The organism is Rugamonas apoptosis, assembly GCF_014042355.1.
GTDB lineage: Bacteria > Pseudomonadota > Gammaproteobacteria > Burkholderiales > Burkholderiaceae_D > Rugamonas > Rugamonas apoptosis.
This window is the reverse complement of record NZ_JACEZU010000012.1, coordinates 94,072-113,693: the sequence shown is the minus strand read 5'-3', so window position 1 is coordinate 113,693 and position 19,622 is coordinate 94,072. Positions and strand designations below refer to the sequence as shown.

General features: G+C 64.4%; 14 protein-coding genes. All 14 read right to left on the bottom strand.

Features of this window, described 5'->3' with window-relative positions; translation table 11 throughout:
* Nucleotides 1-55 precede the first annotated feature (55 nt).
* A complete protein-coding gene (locus H3H39_RS21925; protein ID WP_182156506.1) occupies nt 56-2,782 on the bottom strand; it encodes a nitrate reductase in 2,727 nt (908 codons plus the stop codon).
* Nucleotides 2,783-2,810: 28 nt separating this feature from the next.
* Nucleotides 2,811-4,022, bottom strand: a complete 1,212-nt coding sequence (locus H3H39_RS21920) for an NAD(P)/FAD-dependent oxidoreductase (protein ID WP_182156505.1) — start codon at nt 4,020-4,022, stop codon at nt 2,811-2,813.
* Nucleotides 4,019-4,366 (bottom strand): nitrite reductase small subunit NirD, encoded by a 348-nt coding sequence (gene nirD, locus H3H39_RS21915; RefSeq protein ID WP_182156504.1) that lies wholly within the window; start codon nt 4,364-4,366, stop codon nt 4,019-4,021. Before nirD ends, H3H39_RS21920 begins: the two co-directional genes overlap by 4 nt.
* A 24-nt stretch (nt 4,367-4,390) precedes the next feature.
* Nucleotides 4,391-6,919, bottom strand: a complete 2,529-nt coding sequence (gene nirB, locus H3H39_RS21910; protein WP_182156503.1) for a nitrite reductase large subunit NirB — start codon at nt 6,917-6,919, stop codon at nt 4,391-4,393.
* Nucleotides 6,920-6,946: 27 nt separating this feature from the next.
* Nucleotides 6,947-8,251 (bottom strand): MFS transporter, encoded by a 1,305-nt coding sequence (locus H3H39_RS21905; protein ID WP_182156502.1) that lies wholly within the window; start codon nt 8,249-8,251, stop codon nt 6,947-6,949.
* Between the two features lie 420 nt (nt 8,252-8,671).
* Nucleotides 8,672-9,442: a uroporphyrinogen-III C-methyltransferase gene (gene cobA / locus H3H39_RS21900; protein WP_182156501.1), complete on the bottom strand. Its 771-nt coding sequence runs from the start codon at nt 9,440-9,442 to the stop codon at nt 8,672-8,674.
* Nucleotides 9,443-9,453: 11 nt separating this feature from the next.
* Nucleotides 9,454-10,629 (bottom strand): CmpA/NrtA family ABC transporter substrate-binding protein, encoded by a 1,176-nt coding sequence (locus H3H39_RS21895; protein WP_182156500.1) that lies wholly within the window; start codon nt 10,627-10,629, stop codon nt 9,454-9,456.
* Nucleotides 10,630-10,889: 260 nt separating this feature from the next.
* The gene (locus H3H39_RS21890) at nt 10,890-11,513 is read right to left on the bottom strand and encodes an ANTAR domain-containing response regulator (RefSeq protein WP_182156499.1); all 624 of its coding nucleotides are present in this window, start codon (nt 11,511-11,513) and stop codon (nt 10,890-10,892) included.
* A 144-nt stretch (nt 11,514-11,657) separates the two neighbouring features.
* The gene (gene can / locus H3H39_RS21885; RefSeq protein ID WP_182156498.1) at nt 11,658-12,335 is read right to left on the bottom strand and encodes a carbonate dehydratase; all 678 of its coding nucleotides are present in this window, start codon (nt 12,333-12,335) and stop codon (nt 11,658-11,660) included.
* A gap of 109 nt (nt 12,336-12,444) precedes the next feature.
* Nucleotides 12,445-13,575 (bottom strand): molecular chaperone DnaJ, encoded by a 1,131-nt coding sequence (gene dnaJ / locus H3H39_RS21880; RefSeq protein WP_182156497.1) that lies wholly within the window; start codon nt 13,573-13,575, stop codon nt 12,445-12,447.
* 130 nt (nt 13,576-13,705) lie between these two features.
* On the bottom strand, nt 13,706-15,652 hold the full coding sequence (gene dnaK, locus H3H39_RS21875) for a molecular chaperone DnaK (RefSeq protein ID WP_182156496.1): 1,947 nt from the start codon (nt 15,650-15,652) through the stop codon (nt 13,706-13,708).
* A 107-nt stretch (nt 15,653-15,759) separates the two neighbouring features.
* Nucleotides 15,760-16,296 (bottom strand): nucleotide exchange factor GrpE, encoded by a 537-nt coding sequence (grpE, locus tag H3H39_RS21870; protein ID WP_182156495.1) that lies wholly within the window; start codon nt 16,294-16,296, stop codon nt 15,760-15,762.
* A gap of 415 nt (nt 16,297-16,711) precedes the next feature.
* Nucleotides 16,712-17,818, bottom strand: coding sequence for a ferrochelatase (gene hemH / locus H3H39_RS21865; RefSeq protein ID WP_182156494.1), 1,107 nt, complete (start codon nt 17,816-17,818; stop codon nt 16,712-16,714).
* Nucleotides 17,819-17,895: 77 nt separating this feature from the next.
* Entirely contained in the window at nt 17,896-19,581 is a 1,686-nt protein-coding gene (gene recN, locus H3H39_RS21860) for a DNA repair protein RecN (RefSeq protein ID WP_182156493.1), read from the bottom strand.
* Nucleotides 19,582-19,622: the final 41 nt, after the last annotated feature.

Sequence of the window (19,622 nt, the reverse complement as noted above, 5' to 3'; positions counted from 1 at the left end):
CATTTGAGGTCACAATTTGTGACCTCAAATGCGCGATGGAGTCGCGTCTTCTTTGTCAGGCCGCCCGTTCCTCCGCCACCGCCACCCGCGTTTCCACCAGCAGCTTCTTGATCTCGGGCACGCAGGAGCCGCAGTTGCCGCCCGCTTTCAGGCAGGCCGTCACTTGCGCCACCGTCTGCAAGTCCTGCTGCACGATGGCGCCGCAGATGGTGTTGCGGCCCACGCCGAAGCAGGAGCACACGGTCGGCCCCGTATCGGCGCCCTTCTCCACCGGCTGGCCCACCAGCAGGCCCACGCGGTCGATCTCGCTCAACTCCGGCTTGGAGAACAACCCGGCCAGCCACGCGCGCGAGGGCATGTCCTGGCGCGGCGACAGGAAGATGCATTGGTCGATCTGGTCGTCCACCAGGTGCACGGCGCGGTACACGCCGGCGCTGCGGTCTTCGTATTCCAGCCAGTCGGCCTGCTCGCCCTGCACGCCCAGCAGGTCGCGCGCCCAGCTGGCGAAATCGGCGATGTTCTGGCGTCCGGCCAGTTCATAGCGGGCGAAATCGCGGCCCTGGATGCGGGTCCAGTGGGCCACGCTGTCGAGGTTCAGTTCACGGCGGCTCAGGATAAAGCCGTGCCAGTTCAGGCGGAACTGCTCCACCCGCACCGGCGTGTGCTTGAATTCCGGTTCGCCCGAGACGGGATCGACCACCGGATTCACCAGCGCGCCCACGCGCGCGTCCGACGCCGTCTGGCCGTTCCAGTGGATGGGGATGAACACGCTGCCGCGCGCGATGCCGCCGCCGTGCTGCACGCGCGCCACCATCGAGCCCCAGGCGGTGCTGATGCGCGCCAGTTCGCCGGCCCGCACGCCGTGCAGCAGCGCGTCCTGCGGATGCATGTCGACGAACGATTCGGCCACGTGGTCGGCCAGCTTGGGCGCCTTGCCGGTGCGGGTCATGGTATGCCAATGGTCGCGCACGCGGCCCGTGTTGAGCGCCAGCGGATAGTCTTCGCAAATCGCATTGACGGGCAGGCGCGGCGCAACGGCGATGAAGCGCGCCTTGCCATCCGCGTGGGCGAAACGGCCATCGCCGAACAAGCGGGCCTGGCCCAGCAGGTCGCCGGAAGCTAGCCGCGTCACCGGCCACTGCACCGGTTCCAGCGCGTCGTAGCCCTGCTGCCCCAGCCCGGCCAGCGCGCCGATATCGAAGGCGCGCGGCACATCATCGGCCGCGTTGCGGTAGCCGCTCAGGCGCGCGTGCTCGTCGAAGATTTCGTGCACGCTGTTGAAATCGAAACCCGTATAGCCCATGCGCTGGGCGAAGCGGCACAGGATCTGCCAGTCGGGCAGCGCTTCGCCGGGCGCCGGCAGGAAGGCGCGCTGGCGCGAGATGCGGCGCTCGGAATTGGTGACCGTGCCATCCTTCTCGCCCCAGCCCAGCGCCGGCAGCAGCACGTGGGCGCAGGCGTTGGTGTCGGTGTTCTGCATGATGTCGGTGGCCACCACCAGTTCGCACTTTTCCAGCGCGCGGCGGGCCTGGTCGGCATCCGGCAGGCTGACCAGCGGATTGGTGGCGATGATCCACACCGCCTTGACCTTGCCGTCCTCGATGGCGCGGAACAGGTCCACCGCCTTCAGGCCGGCCTTGTCGGCCATGCGCGGCGACTCCCAGAAGGTTTGCACCAGCTCGCGGTGTTCGCCCCGTTCCAGGTCCATGTGGGCGGCCAGCATATTGGCCAGCCCGCCCACTTCACGTCCGCCCATGGCGTTGGGCTGGCCCGTGATGGAGAACGGCCCCATGCCGGGCTGGCCGATGCGGCCGGTGGCCAGGTGGCAGTTGATGATGCTGTTGACCTTGTCCGTGCCGGCCGAGGATTGGTTCACACCCATCGAGAACGCCGTCACAACCTTGGCGGTGGCGGCGAACGATTCGTAGAACTCCATCAGCACCGGCAGTTCGATACGGCATTTGCGGGCCACGGCGGCCGGATCGGCGCAATCGACGTCGGCCGCCGCCACCGCTTCAGCCATGCCGTTGGTGTGGCGCGCGACGAAATCGGCGTCCACCGCGCCATTGCGGGCCAGGTAGCTGAGCAGGCCGTTGAACAGCCATACGTCCGTGCCCTGTTTCACGGACAGGTGCAGGTCGGCCAGCTCGCAAGTGGCGGTGCGGCGCGGGTCGATCACCACCAGCTTCACGTCCGGGCGGGTTTCCTTGATGCGGGCGATACGCTGGAACAGGATGGGATGGCACCAGGCCGTATTGGAGCCCACCAGCACCACCATGTCGGCCAGTTCCAGGTCTTCATAGCTGACCGGCACCAGGTCTTCGCCAAAGGCGCGCTTGTGGCCGGCCACAGCCGACGACATGCACAACCGCGAGTTGGTGTCGATGTTGGCGCTGCCCACGTAACCCTTCATCAGCTTGTTGGCGATGTAGTAGTCCTCGGTCAGCAACTGGCCCGACACGTAGAACGCCACCGCGTCCGGCCCGTGCTGGGCGATGATGTCCTGCCACTGCCCGGCCACCCGGTCCAGCGCCGCATCCCACGACACCTGGCGCAGCGCGCCATCCTCGCGCACTTGCGGATGCAGCAGACGGCCTTCCAGTCCCAGCGTTTCGCCCAGGGCCGAGCCCTTGACGCACAGCTTGCCGAAGTTGGCGGGATGGTTGATATCGCCGGCGATATCAGTGCCGCCATCGCCATTGGGCGTGGCCTTGACGCCGCAACCCACGCCGCAATAGGCGCAGGTGGTGCGGACCGAGAGGGGATCGAGTGACAGGTTCACGATAAATTCCAGTTCAGGCTAGGCCAGTTCAGGCGGCGGCGCACAGCGCTTCGCCGAACAGCAGATGATGGCGGATAGGCCCGATGTCGGTACCCTTCTGGATCAGGCCGAAGTACCACGGCCCGTCTTGCACGTCGCCGTACAGCACGGCGCCGGCGATGCGGTTGTCCTTCAACACCAGGCGCTTGTAGACGCCCCGTTTGGCGTCGCGCAGCACCAGGTCTTCGCTGCCCTCGCCGCCGATGAAGTCACCCACCGAGTACAGGTCCACGCCCGTCACTTTCAGGCGGGTGGGCGAAGTCTGTTGCACGTAGCGGCGGTGGCCGGCGCCGGCCAGATGGGCGCCGCACACGCTCGCCTGTTCCCAGATCGGCGCCACCAGGCCGAAGGTGGCGCTGCGGTGCTGCACGCATTCGCCCACGGCGTACACGCGCGGATCGTAGGTCTGCAGCGTGTCGTCCACCACGATGGCCCGTTCGCAGTGCAGGCCGGAAGCCTTGGCCAGTTCGATGTTGGGGCGCACGCCGGCCGTCATCACCACCAGGTCGGCCGGGATCTCGGTGCCGTCCTTGAAGCGCACGGCCGTCACCCGGTCCGGGCCGACGATGGCTTCGGTCTGGGCGCTCAGCATGAAACGCAAGCCCTTCACTTCCAGCGCCTTTTGCAGCAACTGGGCGGCCGGCTTGTCGAGCTGCTGGTTCATCAGCGCGTCCGTCACGTGCACCACCGTCACCTCCATGCCCTGGCGCAGCAGGCCGTTGGCGGCCTCCAGGCCCAGCAGGCCGCCGCCGATCACCACCGCATGGCGATGGTTGCGCGACGCTTCCAGCATGGTTTCCACGTCCTGGATGTCGCGGAACGCGATCACGCCCGGCAGGTCGTGGCCCGGCACCGGAATGATGAACGGCTTGGAGCCGGTGGCCAGCAGCAGCCGGTCGTAACGCACTTCCCGCCCCGAGGCGGCGCGCACCACGCGCTTGCGGCGGTCGATGTGCACCACTGGGTCGCCCGCGTGCAGCGTGATGCCGTGGTCGACATACCACTGGCGGGTGTGCAGCATGATGTCGTCGATATTCTTTTCGCCGGCCAGCACGGGCGACAGCAGGATGCGGTTGTAGTTACCGTGCGGCTCGGCGCCGAACACGGTGATGTCGTACATGTCGGGCGCCAGCTTCTGCAGTTCCTCCACGGTGCGCATGCCCGCCATGCCGTTGCCGATGACAACCAGCGCCGGTTTCATAAACCTACCCAGACCTTCCCACCTTCGACGCGGGCCGGATAGGTGACCACCGAGTGCTCGGGCGATTCCAGGCACTCCCCCGTCTGCAGGTCGAAGTGCTGCTTGTAGATGGGTGAGGCAACCACGATGCGTTCGCCCAGGCTGCCCACCAGCCCGCGCGACAGCACGGCGGCCTGCGAGTTGGGATCGTAGTTCTCGATGGCGAACACGCGCGGGCCACCGTCTTCCACATGGAACACGGCGATCTGGGTGTCGTTGAGCAGGGCGCAAACGCCGGTGTTGGGCACGATCTCGTCGAGCGCGCAAACGGAAATCCAGTTATCGGTTTGAATATCGCGGTGCATGGTGTTCTCCTTTGCTGTGGCGGGTTAGGCTGCTTTGACTGCGATGGGAATCACGCGCTGGCGCTCTTCCGGGGTGGCGGGACGGATCTGGCCGCGCTCCTCCATGAACAACACGTTCTGGTCGGTCTGGTCGCTGTTGACGAAGTGACGGAAGCGCTTGCGGGTTTCCGGATCTTCCACGGCGGCCTTCCATTCGCAGGCGTAGGTGTTGACCACGTGCTGCATGTCCGCTTCCAGTTCGGCGGCGATGGCCAGCTTGTCGCCGATGACGACGTCCTTCAGGTAATCGAGGCCGCCTTCCAGGTTGTCGCGCCACACGCTGGTGCGCTGCAGGCGGTCCGCCGTGCGGATGTAGAACATCAGGAAGCGGTCGATGTAGCGCACCAGCGTGGCCTTGTCCAAATCAGAGGCAATCAGTTCGGCGTGGCGTGGCTTCATGCCGCCGTTGCCGCACACGTACAGGTTCCAGCCCTTCTCGGTGGCGATGATGCCCACGTCCTTGCCCTGCGCTTCGGCGCACTCGCGGGTGCAGCCGGATACGCCGAACTTGATCTTGTGCGGCGTGCGCAGGCCCTTGTAGCGGTTTTCCAGTTCGATCGCCAGGCCGACGGAATCGTCCACCCCGTAACGGCACCAGGTCGAGCCCACGCACGATTTAACGGTGCGCAGCGACTTGCCGTAAGCGTGGCCCGATTCGAAACCGGCCGCGATCAGTTCTTCCCAGATCAGCGGCAGCTGCTCGACGCGGGCGCCGAACAGGTCGACCCGCTGGCCGCCCGTGATCTTGGTGTACAGGCCGTATTTCTTGGCCACGGTGCCCACGGCGATCAGGCCATCGGCCGTCACTTCGCCGCCGGCCATGCGCGGTACGACGGAGTAGGTGCCATCCTTCTGGATGTTACCGAGGAAGTAATCGTTGGTGTCCTGCAGGCTGGCGTGCTCCTTCTTGAGCACGAAGTCGTTCCAGCACGAGGCCAGGATGCTGGCCGCCAGCGGTTTGCACACGTCGCAGCCCAGGCCCTTGCCGTGCTGCTTGAGCAGGTCGGCGAAGGTGGTGATCTTGCCGACGCGGATCAGGTGGAACAGCTCCTGGCGCGAGTATGGGAAGTGTTCGCACACATGGTTGTTGACGGCCATGCCCAGCTTCTTCATTTCCGACTTCATGATCTGGGTCACCAGCGGCACGCAGCCGCCGCAAGCCGTGCCGGCGCCGGTGCAGGACTTCAGGTCGCCGATGCTGGTGGCGCCGCCGCCCACGGCGTCGCACAGCGCGCCTTTCGAGACGGCGTTGCAGGAGCAGATCTGGGCGCTGGCCGGCAGCGCGTCCACGCCCAGGCCGGGCTTGGCCTGGCCGTCGGACTGGGGCAGGATCAGGAATTCAGGCGACTCGGGCAACTCGATCTTATTGAGCATCATTTGCAGCAGGGTGCCGTATTCGCTGGCGTCGCCCACCATCACGCCGCCCAGCAGGTATTTGCCGCAGTCGGAGACGACGATTTTCTTGTAGATCTGTTTGCGCTCGTCGGTGAACTGGTAGGAGCGGCTGCCTTCCTCCTTGCCGTGCGGGTCGCCGATACTGGCCACGTCCACGCCCATCAGTTTGAGCTTGGTGCTCATGTCGGCGCCCGTGAATTCCGCCTCATGCTCGCCCAGCAGATGCTTGGCGGCGATGCGGGCCATGTCGTAGCCGGGGGCCACCAGGCCGAACACCTGGCCGTTCCACAGCGCGCATTCACCGATGGCGTAGATATCCGGGTCCGAGGTCAGGCACTGGTTGTTGATCGAGATGCCGCCGCGTGGGCCGATGGCCAGGCCGCTTTCGCGCGCCAGGTGGTCGCGTGGACGGATACCGGCCGAGAACACGATCATGTCCGTGTCCAGGTGGCTGCCGTCGGCGAATTCCATGCGGTGGGTGCCTTCTTCGCCATCGACGATGGCGGTGGTGTTCTTGCCCGTGTGGACGGTCACGCCCAGGTCTTCAATCTTCTGGCGCAGCACGCGGGCGCCGGCGTCGTCCACCTGCACCGCCATCAGGCGCGGCGCGAATTCGACCACATGGGTTTCCAGGTTCATGTCGCGCAGGGCCTTGGCGCATTCCAGGCCCAGCAGGCCGCCGCCAATCACCACGCCCCTCTTGGAACGCTTGCCGCAGGCGAGCATGCCTTCCAGGTCTTCGATGGTGCGGTACACGAAGCAATCCTTGCGGTCCTTGCCCGGCAGTTGCGGCACGAACGGGAAGGAGCCGGTGGCCATCACCAGTTTGTCGTACGACAGCACTTCGCCGCTGCGCACGGTGACGGTCTTCTCCGCGCGGTCGATGGCGACCGCGCGGGTGTTCAGCTTGAGCAGCAGGTTGCCGCGCTCAAAAAATCCGGGCGGCACCAGCGACAGCTGTTCGGCCGTGGTTCCCGAGAAATATTCGGACAGGTGAACGCGGTCGTAGGCCGGACGTGGCTCTTCGGACAGCACGGTCACGTGCAGATCGCTGCTGTCACCCAGCGTTTCCAGGAATTTTTGGCCGACCATGCCGTGGCCGATGACGATGATTTTCATGATGCGGTTCCTTATGCTCGTTTACTTTTATGCTGCGATCTTGGAGGGCATAGCCGCCGATTCCATGGTTTCGCTGGAGAAGCGGGCCGCCAGCGCGCACAGCGCCGAGATGCCCACCACGACGCCCAGCACACTCAGGGTTTGTTGCGTGTTGCCCAGGCCCTTCATCAGGAAGCCCGCGGCCACCGCGCCCACGTTGCCGCCGGCGCCGATGATGCCGGCCACGCCGCCCAGGGCGCGCTTGTCGACGAAGGGCACCAGCGCGTAGGTGGCGCCGCAAGCCATGTGGGTGAACAGGCCGAAGGTCAACATGGCGATCACGGCGTAGGTGGCGCCATCGGCGTTGGCGAACCACAGCAGGCCGGCGCCTTCGCCGATCATCATCACGAACAGCAGCGTGACGCGGCTGTTCAGGTCACCGCGCAGGGCGGCCTTGTCGGACACCCAGCCGCCCAGGGCACGGGCGAACAGGGCCAGCAGGCCGAAGCTGCCGGCGGCCAGGCCGGCCGACTTGACGGAGAAACCGAAGTGGTCGACGTAGTAGATGGCGGCGATGTTGTGGATGAAGATCTCGATGCCGAAGCAGGCGCCGTAGGTGACGAACAGCAGCCATACCCGGTGGTTGACGGCGGCCAGCTTGAAGCTGTCCCAGCCACCTTTCTTGCCGCCTTCGATAGGGATGCCGGCGGCGCGCATGTCGCTGTAGTTGCCTTCCGGGCAGTCCTGGGTATAACGGTAGTAGACGCCGGCCATGATGATCATCAGTACGCCCGGCACCATCAGGGCGGCGCGCCAGCCCATGGTTTCGCTGACACCGGCCATGACCATGGCGCCCATCAGCAGCGGCATGGCGGCCTGCGCCGCGCCACCACCGGCGTTACCCCAGCCGGCGGCGGCCGCGTTGGCCGTGCCCACCACTTTCGGCGCGAACATGACCGAGGTGTGGTACTGGGTGATCACGAAGCTGGCGCCCACGGCGCCGATGCCGAGGCGGAACATCAGGAAGCTTTCATAGCTCTGGGCGAAGGCCACGCCGATCACGGGGATGGCGCCCAGCAGCAACAGGGCGGTGTAGGTCTTGCGTGGGCCGAAGTGGTCGCACAGGGGGCCGACGATCAGCCGCACCAGGATGGTGATGGCGACGGCGGCGATGTTGATGTTGGCGATCTGCGCCACGCTGAGGTTGAACTCGCCTTTAATTACCGGCATCAGCGGCGCGCAGGCGAACCAGGCGAAGAAGCAGACGAAGAACGCCATCCAGGTCAGATGGAAGGCCCGCATTGGCGGGGTGGAGATCGAGAAAAGCTTGATGCTGTTCGCTTTGCTGGTCATTTTTATTTCCCGTTAAGAAAATGCAAACGGCGTCCGCCCCACTCAGATCTTCAGATCAGGTTGGGCGGACGCCGTTGTCCTGCCGGTCCATCGTTAGACCGGCGAAATTTGGTGGGGATCGCCTTTGATCCCTTACCTTAGCTATTGCAAGAGGTGTGCCAGCTGTGCAGGAGGGGCATTGCAGGGGGCGCGGCGGGGAAAAGGCGGGAAAATGGGAGAAAAGCGTTGCTTGAGGGCTAGATGGGGGCGGGTTTGGTGCGATGTTGCGGTGCAGCGACGCACGCTTACGGTGCATGCCGCCCCATCAAAATAATCGGGGACGTAACACCATTTACCCACAGGGCAATGCCCAAAGGGAAAATGGTGTTACGTCCCCGATTTTACGTTGGCCTGAGGGAAAACCGTGTTACGTCCCCGATTTTAGCGGCTGGCAATGGCGAGGGCGGGCTGGGCGAGCGCCGCTTGCCAGTCGTCGGCGCAACGGACCACGTCGCCGATGACGATGATGCTGGGGCTGCCCAGGCCGCTGGCGCGCAGCGCGGCCGGCAACTCGCCCAAGGTGGTGAGCAACTGGCGCTGGCCGCTGCGGGTGGCCGACTGCACCACGGCCACCGGCGTGGACGGGGCTGCCCCGCCATCGAGCAGGCCAGCCTGGATCGCCTCGCAGCGCGCCACGCCCATATACACCACCAGCGTCAGCTTGCTCTGGGCCAGTGCGGCCCAGTTCGGTTCGGAAGCGGCATCCTTGCCGTGGCCCGTGACGAACACGGCGCCCTGGCTCCAGGCCCGGTGCGTGAGCGGCACGCCCAGCGTGCCCGGCGCGGCCAGCCCGCTGCTGATGCCGGGGATCACGTCGACGGCGATGCCTTGCGCCTTGAGCGTGGCCCGTTCCTCGCCGCCGCGGCCGAACAGATAGGGGTCGCCGCCCTTCAAGCGCACCACGTGGTGGCCGGCACGGGCTTCGGCCACCATCAGCCGTTCGATGAATTCCTGCGGCGTCGATTCGCAGCCGCCGCGCTTGCCCACCTGGATCACGCGCGCCCGCGGGGCGTGCACCAGGATTTCCGGATTCACCAGGTCGTCGATCAGCACCACGTCGGCGGCGGCAATGGCTTTCACTGCCTTGATGGTCAACAGGTCCGGGTCGCCGGGACCGGCGCCCACCAGGGTGACACTACCTTGCTGGTTCATGGTGTTTCTCCTTAAAAGGTTGCTGCTACCGCCGGGGCCTGGGCCCGGTGGCGGATCGCAAATGCGGCGGCGTAGGCGCGCGGGTCGCGGCCATCCCACACCACGCCGTCCATCAATTTGGAACTGCGCAACATGCTGTCGGGCACGGGCGTGCCGCTCATCTCGGCGGCCTGGCGGTACAGGCCAATCTGGTGCACATGGCTGGCCACGGCCAGGTATTCGGGGTCGCGCGTGACCAGGCCCCAGCGCCGCAGCTGGGTCATGAACCACATGCCGTCCGACAGATAGGGGAAGTTGGCGGCGCCGCCGGCATGGAATTGCAGGCAATACGGGTCTTGCCAGCTCTCGCCCAGGCCGTTTTCGTAGTGGCCCAGCGCGCGCGGCGCGATCACGTCGCGGGTGGTGTTGACGTAGCTGTGGCCGGCCAGGATTTCCAGTGCAGCCAGCTTGTTGGCGGGCGACGCCTCGATCCACTTGCCCGCGTCCAGCACGGCCGCCACCAGCGCGCGGCAGGTGTTGGGATGGTGCTTGACGAAGGCGGCCGTGGTGCTGAGCACCTTTTCCGGGTGATCGGGCCAGATCTGCTGGCTGGTGGCCGCCGTCACGCCCACGCCGTCGGCCACGGCGCGGTGGCCCCACGGTTCGCCGGCGCAAAAGCCGTCCATGTGGCCGGCGCTCAGGTTGGCCACCATCTGCGTGGGCGGCACCGTGATCACGCGCGCGTCGCGGATCGGGTCCACACCGTTCGCGGCCAGCCAGTAGTACAACCACATGGCATGGGTGCCGGTGGGAAAGGTCTGGGCGAAGGTGTAGGTACGGGGCGCACCCTGCATCAGGGCGGCCAGCGAGGGGCCGTCCACGGCGCCCTGCTCGGCCAGCCGGCGCGACAGGGTGATGGCCTGGCCGTTGCGGTTCAAGTTCATCAGGATCGCCATGTCCTTTTGCTGCCAGCCCACGCCCAACTGGGCGCCGTAGACCATGCCGTACAGCATATGGGCGGCATCCAGCTCGCCGCTGACGAGCTTGTCGCGCACGCCGGCCCAGGAGGCTTCCTTGCGCAGCACGATCTTGATGCCGTATTTCTCGTCCATGCCCAGCACGGACGCCATCACCACGGTGGCGCAATCGGTCAGTGGATTGAAACCGATCTTGACGGTCTGCTTCTCCGGTCGCAGTCCGGCGCTCATGGCCGTGCTCCCTGTGGCTCGCTAGTCTGCTGAGTGCGTGTCATCGCAAGATCTCTCCATCTGCAAATAAAAAGGCGTCCCTCGGCATGCACCGTGTCATGCGGAAGAGACGCCCTTGTCTCGTGCGGTCCGGCCGCCGTTGGCCAGAGTTGCTACAGGATAGAAGTGCAAGGACCATGCCATGCATTTGAGGGGATTTTCCCGCTACAAGACGGGGAAAAACGCACTGTTATTGTGCCGCGCACCAAATTGGACGGCGTTCAGCCCAGCAAGTCCTCGACATCGAGGATGCGCTGCGCGATTTCGGCCAGCTTGAGGTTCTTGTTCATGGCCATGTTGCGCAGCTTTTGGTAAGCCTGGTCTTCCGTGAGCCGGTGGCGGGCCATCAGCAAGCCCTTGGCGCGCTCGATCACCTTGCGCTCGGCCAGCTTGTGCTTGGTGTCCGACAACTCGGTGAGCAGCTTTTGCTCCTGCTTGAAGCGGGCCAGCGCCACGTTGAGCACCGGCTTGATGCGGTCAGCCTTGAGGCCGGCAACGATGTAAGCGCTCACTCCGGCCCGCATGGCCTGTTCCATGGACTTTTCGTCCTCGCTTTCCGTGAACAGCACGATGGGCCGGCGCTCGTCGCGGGTGGCCACGACGATGTGTTCGAGCACGTCGCGGGCGTCCGATTCGGCGTCGATGATGATCATGTCCGGCTGCAACTGGGCGATCTGGTCGGGCAGATACATGTCGGCCGGCAGCGAGGCGACGATGTCGTAACCGGCTTCCTGCAAGCCCGCGCGCAGGGCCTGGGCCCGCGCCGCTTGGGCGCGCTGAGCCACATCGCCCGCGTTGGCGGCCGTGATGACGGTGTTGACGATGACGATACGGAGGTTGCGCATGGCTGGGTCTGGTGGCAGCCGGGGATTCATGGCGTGCAAAAGTTAAGCTTCATACATACAGTATAAGCAAGAAATACACCATGCGCAGGAGAGGATGGGGGCGAGCGGACGGGTTGCCCCGTACCGCTCGTCCCGGCGGCCGCGTCAGGCTGGCTGCTGGCCGTACTTTTGCAGGCGGTTGGCCAGGCGTGGCGCCAGGTCCTCGCTGGACGTGACGGTCATTTCCAGGTCGTTCAGCAAACCATCCTTAAGGCCGTAGACCCAACCGTGCACGGTCAGTTCCTGGCCCCGGTCCCACGCATCCTGCACGATGGTGGTCTGGCACACGTTGATCACCTGCTCCACCACGTTCAGTTCGCACAGGCGTTCCGAACGGGCGTTGGTGTTGAGCACGGTGCCCAGGTAGCGTTCATGCTTCTGGTGCACGTCCTGCACGTGGCGCAGCCAGTTGTCGGCCAGGCCCACGCGGGTGCCCGTCATGGCCGCGTGCACGCCCTTGCAGCCATAGTGGCCCACGATGATCACGTGCTTGACCTTGAGCACGTCGATGGCGAATTGCATCACGGACAGGCAGTTCAAGTCCGAATGCACCACCACGTTGGCGATGTTACGGTGCACGAACACGTCGCCCGGCGCCAGGCCCAGCAGTTCATTGGCCGGTACCCGGCTGTCGGAACAGCCGATCCACAGGTATTCGGGCGAAGCCTGCTGTGCCAGGCGCTTGAAAAACTCGGGATCGCGCTTGACCTCCGATTCGGCCCACTGCTTGTTGTTGCTCAGCAGGTCTTGCAGGGGGGAATTACCGATCACTTGCTCGTTCATTTCGTCCTCTCAACATAATAAAACCGCCGGTCTGTCCCGAAGGGCATGGCGGCGGTTTGTCAGCGGACGCCGCAGCGTCCTGGATGGGTGCTGCGGATTCTACCTGAAATTACTCAAAGAAGTCTTTGACCTTGTCTTTCCAGGTCTTGCTCTGCGGGCTGTGCTTGGCGCCGCCCTCGGTGGTGAGCTTCTCGAAGTCGCGCAGCATGTCCTTTTGCTTCTCCGTCAGCTTGACCGGGGTTTCCACCGCCACGTGGCAGAACAGGTCGCCCGCGTAACCGGAGCGCACGCCCTTGATGCCCTTGCCTTTCAGGCGGAAGGTCTTGCCCGACTGGGTGCCTTCAGGAATCGTGAACGACACCTTGCCCGACAGCGTGGGCACTTCGATATCGCCGCCCAGGGCCGCCTTGGCGAACGAAATCGGCATTTCGCAATGCAGGTCGTCGCCTTCGCGCTGGAACACGGCATGCGGCTTGATGTGGATTTCCACGTACAAGTCGCCCGACGGGCCGCCATTGGTGCCCGGTTCGCCGTTGCCGGACGAGCGGATACGCATGCCGTTGTCGATACCGACCGGAATCTTCACTTCCAGCGTCTTGTTGCGCTTGATACGGCCCGCGCCGCCGCAAGGCGAGCAGGGGTCGGTGATGATCTTGCCCGTGCCATGGCACTTGGGGCAGGTCTGCTGGATGCTGAAGAAGCCTTGCTGCATGCGGACCTGGCCGTGGCCGCCGCAGGTGGAGCAGGTCGATGGCGAGGTGCCGGGCTTGGCGCCGGAACCGTGGCAGGTATCGCACTTGTCCCACGACGGCACGCGAATGGTCGTGTCGAAGCCGTGCGCGGCCTGTTCCAGCGTGATTTCCAGGTTGTAGCGCAAGTCGGCGCCGCGGTACACCTGCGGACCGGCGTTGCGGCCGCGGCCGCCGCCACCGAAGATGTCGCCGAAGATGTCGCCGAACGCGTCGCCGAAGCCGCCCGCGCCGCCGCCGAAGCCACCGCCGCCACCCATGTTGGGATCGACGCCGGCGTGACCATAGCGGTCGTACGCTTCGCGCTTCTCCGGGTTGGTCAGCATCTCGTACGCTTCTTTGACTTCCTTGAACTTCTCTTCCGACTCTTTGCTATCCGGATTGCGGTCCGGATGGTATTTCATTGCCAGTTTGCGGTAAGACTTCTTGATCTCGTCTTCCGTGGCATTTTTTGCGACACCCAGTGTCTCGTAGAAATCACGCTTTGCCATGTTGTCGGCACCTTGCTGTATTTACTGATGTACTGATTATGCGAAAAAGCCGAGCGACCACCATCAGGCTCGCCCGGCTCGGCAGGAGCGTGCGGCCGGGGTTCAAACCCCAGCCGCGCAGATGCCAGGATTACTTGCTGTCCTTGACTTCCTTGAAGTCGGCATCGACCACGTCGTCCTGTGGCTTGGCCTGCTCTTGCGCGCCAGCGTGCTGCTGCTGGGCGCCTTCGCCGCCGGCCGCAGCCTGCTGGGCTTGCATGTCGGCATACATCTTCTCGCCCAGTTTCTGGGACGCGGTCGACAGTGCCGCCACCTTGGCGTCGATCTCAGCCTTGTCGCCGGCCTTGATCGAACCTTCCAGTTCCGTGATGGCCGCTTCGATCTTTTCCTTCTCGCCCGCTTCCAGCTTGTCGCCGTATTCGGTCAGCGACTTGCGGGTCGAGTGCACCAGCGCGTCGGCCTGGTTGCGCGACTCGGCCAGTTCCTTGATCTTCTTGTCCTCTTCCGCGTTGACTTCAGCGTCTTTCACCATTTTCTGGATTTCCGCTTCCGTCAGGCCGGAGTTGGCCTTGATGGTGATCTTGTTTTCCTTGCCGGTGGCCTTGTCCTTGGCGCCCACGTGCAGAATGCCGTTGGCGTCGATGTCGAAGGTCACTTCAATCTGTGGCGTGCCGCGTGCCGCTGGCGGGATGCCTTCCAGGTTGAATTCGCCCAGGCCCTTGTTGCCGGCCGCGATTTCACGCTCGCCCTGGTAGACCTTGATGGTCACGGCGGGCTGGTTGTCGTCGGCGGTCGAGAACACTTGCGAGAACTTGGTCGGGATCGTCGTGTTCTTGTGGATCATCTTGGTCATCACGCCGCCCAGGGTTTCGATACCCAGCGACAGAGGCGTCACGTCCAGCAGCAGCAAGTCCTTGCGCTCGCCCGACAGCACGGAACCCTGGATGGCCGCGCCCACGGCCACGGCTTCGTCCGGGTTCACGTCCTTGCGTGGATCCTTGCCGAAGAATTCCTTGACCTTTTCCTGCACCTTGGGCATGCGGGTCATACCGCCGACCAGGATGATGTCATCGATGTCCGACACTTTCACGCCAGCATCCTTGATGGCAATGCGGCATGGCTCGATGGTGGCCGAGATCAGCTCTTCCACCAGCGATTCCAGCTTGGCGCGGGTCATCTTCAGGTTCAGGTGGACCGGCGCGCCGTTCGCCATGGCGATGTAGGGCTCGTTGATTTCGGTCTGCTGCGACGACGACAGTTCGATCTTGGCGCGCTCGGCCGAAGCCTTGATGCGCTGCAGGGCGATCGGATCTTTTTTCAGGTCCAGGCCGTTGATCTTCTTGAATTCGTCGATGATGTAGTCGATCACGCGCTGGTCGAAGTCTTCGCCGCCCAGGAAGGTGTCGCCGTTGGTCGACAGCACTTCGAACTGCTTCTCGCCATCGACGTCAGCGATTTCGATGATGGACACGTCGAACGTACCGCCACCCAGGTCATACACGGCGATCTTGCGGTCGCCCTTTTCAGTCTTGTCCAGGCCGAACGCCAGTGCGGCGGCGGTTGGTTCGTTGATGATGCGCTTGACGTCCAGGCCAGCGATACGGCCGGCGTCCTTGGTGGCCTGGCGCTGCGAGTCGTTGAAGTAAGCGGGCACGGTGATGACGGCCTCGGTGACTTCTTCACCCAGGTAGTCTTCGGCCGTCTTCTTCATCTTGCGCAGCACTTCGGCGGAAATTTGCGGTGGCGCCAGTTTCTTGTCACGCACGCCGATCCAGGCGTCGCCGTTGTCGGCTTTCATGATCGAGTAAGGCATCAGGCCGATGTCCTTCTGCACTTCCTTTTCCTCGAACTTGCGGCCGATCAGACGCTTGACGGCGAACAGCGTGTTCTTGGGGTTGGTGACGGCCTGGCGTTTCGCCGGTGCGCCAACGAGGATTTCACCATCTTCCTGGTAAGCAATGATCGATGGCGTCGTGCGCGCGCCTTCGGCGTTTTCGATTACCTTTGGCTGACCATTTTCCATGATGGAAACGCAGGAATTTGTGGTTCCCAGATCGATACCGATAATTCTACCCATGATTTTTCTTCCTTATTTGCTAAAGTTCAGATGGTTCTAATGTGTGGAAACGCTGTACGTTTTCAAGTGCTTACCGCGAAATTTCCGTGCTTCGCCGCAGCCCCCGCTTACTTGGCCTGGGCCGCCGTCACGATGGCCGGACGCAGCAGGCGGTCGGCGATCATGTAACCTTTTTGCAGCACGGACACGACCGTGTTAGCTTCCTGCTCGGCCGGCACCACGGCCACGGCCTGGTGCTTGTTCGGATCGAGCTTCTCGCCCTGGGCTGGCATGATTTCCAGCAGGCGGTTCTTCTCGAACGCGGACGACAGTTGTTTCAACGTCATTTCGACGCCCTCTTTCAGGGAATCGAGCGAAGGCGACTCCACCTTCAGGGCCATTTCCAGGCTGTCCTTGACGGGCACCATGGCCTCGGCGAAGCTTTCCACGGCGAATTTATGCGCCTTGGCAACGTCTTCCTGGGCGCGGCGGCGGATGTTCTCGCCTTCGGCCTTGGCGCGCATGAAGGCGTCGTGCATTTCAGCCAGACGCGCCTCGGTGGCGGCCAGTTGCTCTTCCAGAGTGGGTTCAGCGGGAGTCGAAGCTTGGGCCGACGCCTGATCCGCCTCGGGATTAGGTACAGCTTGGTTTTCCTGATCTTGCATCTAAAAGACTCCTACATTCATAGTGTTTGACTAAGCTTTTACTACTGCACTGTGCAGGCAGATGGGGCTATCCCCTGTCGTTTCAAGGGGCTTTCCCGTCATCCGTCCGGCGCCGCCTGTGTCATGTAACAACGGTTACAAAACTTCCGATACGCGACGATTCCTTTTTGCTAAGAACCGGCTAGTATGTAAACAGACGGCCCAGCAGGCCGTTTTCCCGGGAGTGCCTCATCATGAAGTTGCCACTGATCGCAGCATCCATCCTCGCCTACATCATCCTGGCGACCGCTTGGCTGTGTTACACGGCCGATCCCCTGGGCCGGCTATTTTAACAGGCTGGCACTCGTCACTGCCAAGTGCTGATTATGCCGCGCCGGCGCGCGGAGTTCCAGCCCCCGCACCGCCATATCGCTTTTTATGCGGCGGCGCCCCGTTGCAGGGCCGCCTCGCGGCTTGATTCCGCCTCTTTTTTCAGCAGCGCGCGCTGGGCCGGCGTAGCCAGCGTGGGCCAGCCGACGAGATGCTGTTCGGCAATATCGGCCAGCGCCGCGATCCAGCCGGGGGCCACGTTCAGGCAGGGGATGTAGTGGAATTCGCGGCCGCCGGCCGCTTCGAAGTCGTGCCTCACTTCCATGGAAATCTCTTCCAGCGTTTCCAGGCAATCACTGGTGAAGCCGGGGCACAACACATCCACCCGACGCACGCCGTCACGCGCCAGTTGCTGAATGGTGGGCGCCGTGTACGGTTGCAGCCACTCGGCCTTGCCGAAACGGGACTGGAAGGTGACCACATATTGCTCCGGCGTCAGCTTGAGGCGGGCCGCCAGCAGCCGGGCCGTCTTCAGGCATTCGCAGTGGTAAGGGTCGCCCAGCAACAAGGTGCGCTTGGGTACGCCGTGGAAGCTGATGACCAGTTTATCGGGGCGGCCATTGGCGTCCCAGTGGGTGAGCACGGACTGTTCCAACGCGCCAAGATAGCCTTCGTGGTCATGGTAATGCTTGACGAAGCGCAGCTCGGGCACGTTGCGCACCCGCGCGTAGTGGCCGAACACGGCGTCATAAATGGAGCCGGTGGTGGTGCCGGAATATTGCGGGTAAGCAGGCAGCACGGCGATGCGCTCGCAACCGTCAGCCTGCAACTGGCCCAGCACTTCGGGCAAGGAAGGAGAACCGTAGCGCATGGCCATGACCACTTTCACATCGTGGCCCCGCTCGCCCAGCAAGCCTTGCAGGTATTGGGCCTGTTGCTGGGTATACACTTTCAGCGGCGAGCCTTCCCGGGTCCAGATCGACGCGTACTTGGCGGCCGATTTGCCCGAGCGGAAAGGCAGGATGATCAAATTCAAAATGCACCACCACACGGCACGGGGAATTTCCACCACGCGCGGGTCGGACAGGAATTCCTTCAGGTAGCGCCGCACGGCGGGCCGGGTGGCCGCATCGGGTGTGCCCAGGTTGACCAAGACGACGGCGCTGCGCGGCAGCTTGCCGTGCGTATGGGGTGGTTCTGGAAGAAAGGTCATGGCGAGCGGGGTGGTGGGCGGAGCTTGCCATTATAGTTAAGTTGACCAGCCCGGGGGGATGCATATTCCCCCCGCCGTCACGACGCCAGCAGCTCGCGCGCGTGCTTGCGCGTGGTGGCCGTGATTTCCAGCCCGCCCAGCATGCGCGCCACCTCCTCCACCCGCGCCTTGGCGTCCAGCACGTCGATGCGCGAGGCCGTCTTGCCGTTGTCCAGCGTGCTCTTGGCCACCTGGAAATGCTGGCCGGCCTGGCTGGCCACCTGCGGCAAGTGGGTCACGCACAGCACTTGCCGTTCCTGCCCCAGCCGGCGCAGCAAGCGCCCCACCACTTCCGCCACGCCGCCACCGATGCCGCTGTCCACTTCGTCGAAGATCAGGGTGGGCGTGGTGGTGGCGTTGGAGGTGATAACGGAAATGGCCAGCGCGATACGGGCCAGCTCGCCACCGGACGCCACCTTGGCTAGCGGCCGTGGCGCCACGCCGGCGTGGCCGGCCACCAGGAATTCCACCTGCTCCAGGCCGTGGCTGGCCGGCTCGCAGGCATTGAGCGCCACTTCGAAGCAGCCGCCCGTCATGTTCAAGTCCTGCATGGCGCGGGTGACGGCCTCGCCCAACTGGCGCGCGGCCTGCGCGCGCGTGGCCGACAGGCGCTGGGCCACGGCCAGGTAGGTTGCCTTGAGTTTTTCCTCTTGCTGGCGCAAGCCGTCCAGGTCGGTGGCGTCGGCCAGTTGGCGCAGCTTGGCCGCCAGCGCCGCGTGTTCCTCCGGCAGTTGTTCTTCCGTGACGCGGAACTTGCGGGCCGTGGAGTGGATCGCCTCCAGCCGCGCATCGACCTGGCGCAAACGGTCCGGGTCCAGCTCGACGCGGTCCAGATAGCTGTTGAGCGCGTAAGCCGCTTCCTGCAACTGGATGCGGGCCGGTTCGATCAAATCGACGATGGTTTGCAATTCCGTGTCGATGCCGGCCAGCTTGCCCAGCTTCTGGTTCAGGGCCGACAGTTGCGACAGCACGGGATGGTCGTCCGCTTCGGAAATGACGGCCAGCGCTTCCTGCGCCCCTTCCAGCAGGCTGGCCGCGTGCGACAGGCGGCTGTGCTCGTTGCTGATCTCGGTCCACTCGCCGGGGCGCACAGCCAGCTTGTCCAGCTCGCCCACTTGCCATTCCAGCCGCTCGCGTTCATACAGCACATTGGCGGCGTTGGTTTCATATTCCTCGCGCTGGCGGGCCAGCGCGCGCCATGCCTTGTAGGCGGCGGCCACGGCCTTGCCATCGTCGGCCGCCGTGGCACGCGCGCCGCCGTCGGCCGATGATGGCAAGGCCTGGTGGTCCAGCAGCACACGCTGGGCGTCGGCCTTGAGCAGCGATTGGTGAGCGTGCTGGCCGTGGATGTCCACCAGCAGGTCGCCCAGTTCGCGCAACTGGGCCGCCGTGGCCGCGATGCCGTTGATGTAAGCCTTGGAGCGGCCGGCGTTGTCGATCACCCGGCGCAACAGGGCACCGCCCTCGTCGGCCGCGTATTCATTCGCCTGCAGCCAGGCGGCCGCTTGCGGCGTGACGGCGAAGTCGGCCGTGATGTCGGCCTTGGGCGCGCCTTCGCGCACCACGCTGGCGTCGCCGCGCCCGCCCAGCGCCAGCGTCAGCGCGTCGATCAGGATGGACTTGCCGGCGCCAGTCTCGCCCGTGAAGACGGAAAAGCCGGCGGAAAATTCCAGTTCTATCGTGTCGACGATGACGAAGTCGCGAATGGTCAGGGTACGCAGCATGGTGGATGAGTGGTGGTCGCTGGAGGGAGGGTCGGTGGGCC

Coding starts and splice junctions, on each gene's coding strand:
- dnaK (WP_182156496.1), bottom strand. CDS start 15,652: ATGGGTAGAATTATCGGTATCGATCTGGGAACCACAAATTCCTGCGTT.
- H3H39_RS21890 (WP_182156499.1), bottom strand. CDS start 11,513: ATGCGCAACCTCCGTATCGTCATCGTCAACACCGTCATCACGGCCGCC.
- nirD (WP_182156504.1), bottom strand. CDS start 4,366: ATGCACCGCGATATTCAAACCGATAACTGGATTTCCGTTTGCGCGCTC.
- grpE (WP_182156495.1), bottom strand. CDS start 16,296: ATGCAAGATCAGGAAAACCAAGCTGTACCTAATCCCGAGGCGGATCAG.
- H3H39_RS21905 (WP_182156502.1), bottom strand. CDS start 8,251: ATGACCAGCAAAGCGAACAGCATCAAGCTTTTCTCGATCTCCACCCCG.
- nirB (WP_182156503.1), bottom strand. CDS start 6,919: ATGAAAATCATCGTCATCGGCCACGGCATGGTCGGCCAAAAATTCCTG.
- can (WP_182156498.1), bottom strand. CDS start 12,335: ATGAACGAGCAAGTGATCGGTAATTCCCCCCTGCAAGACCTGCTGAGC.
- dnaJ (WP_182156497.1), bottom strand. CDS start 13,575: ATGGCAAAGCGTGATTTCTACGAGACACTGGGTGTCGCAAAAAATGCC.
- recN (WP_182156493.1), bottom strand. CDS start 19,581: ATGCTGCGTACCCTGACCATTCGCGACTTCGTCATCGTCGACACGATA.
- H3H39_RS21895 (WP_182156500.1), bottom strand. CDS start 10,629: ATGAGCGCCGGACTGCGACCGGAGAAGCAGACCGTCAAGATCGGTTTC.
- cobA (WP_182156501.1), bottom strand. CDS start 9,442: ATGAACCAGCAAGGTAGTGTCACCCTGGTGGGCGCCGGTCCCGGCGAC.
- hemH (WP_182156494.1), bottom strand. CDS start 17,818: ATGACCTTTCTTCCAGAACCACCCCATACGCACGGCAAGCTGCCGCGC.
- H3H39_RS21920 (WP_182156505.1), bottom strand. CDS start 4,022: ATGAAACCGGCGCTGGTTGTCATCGGCAACGGCATGGCGGGCATGCGC.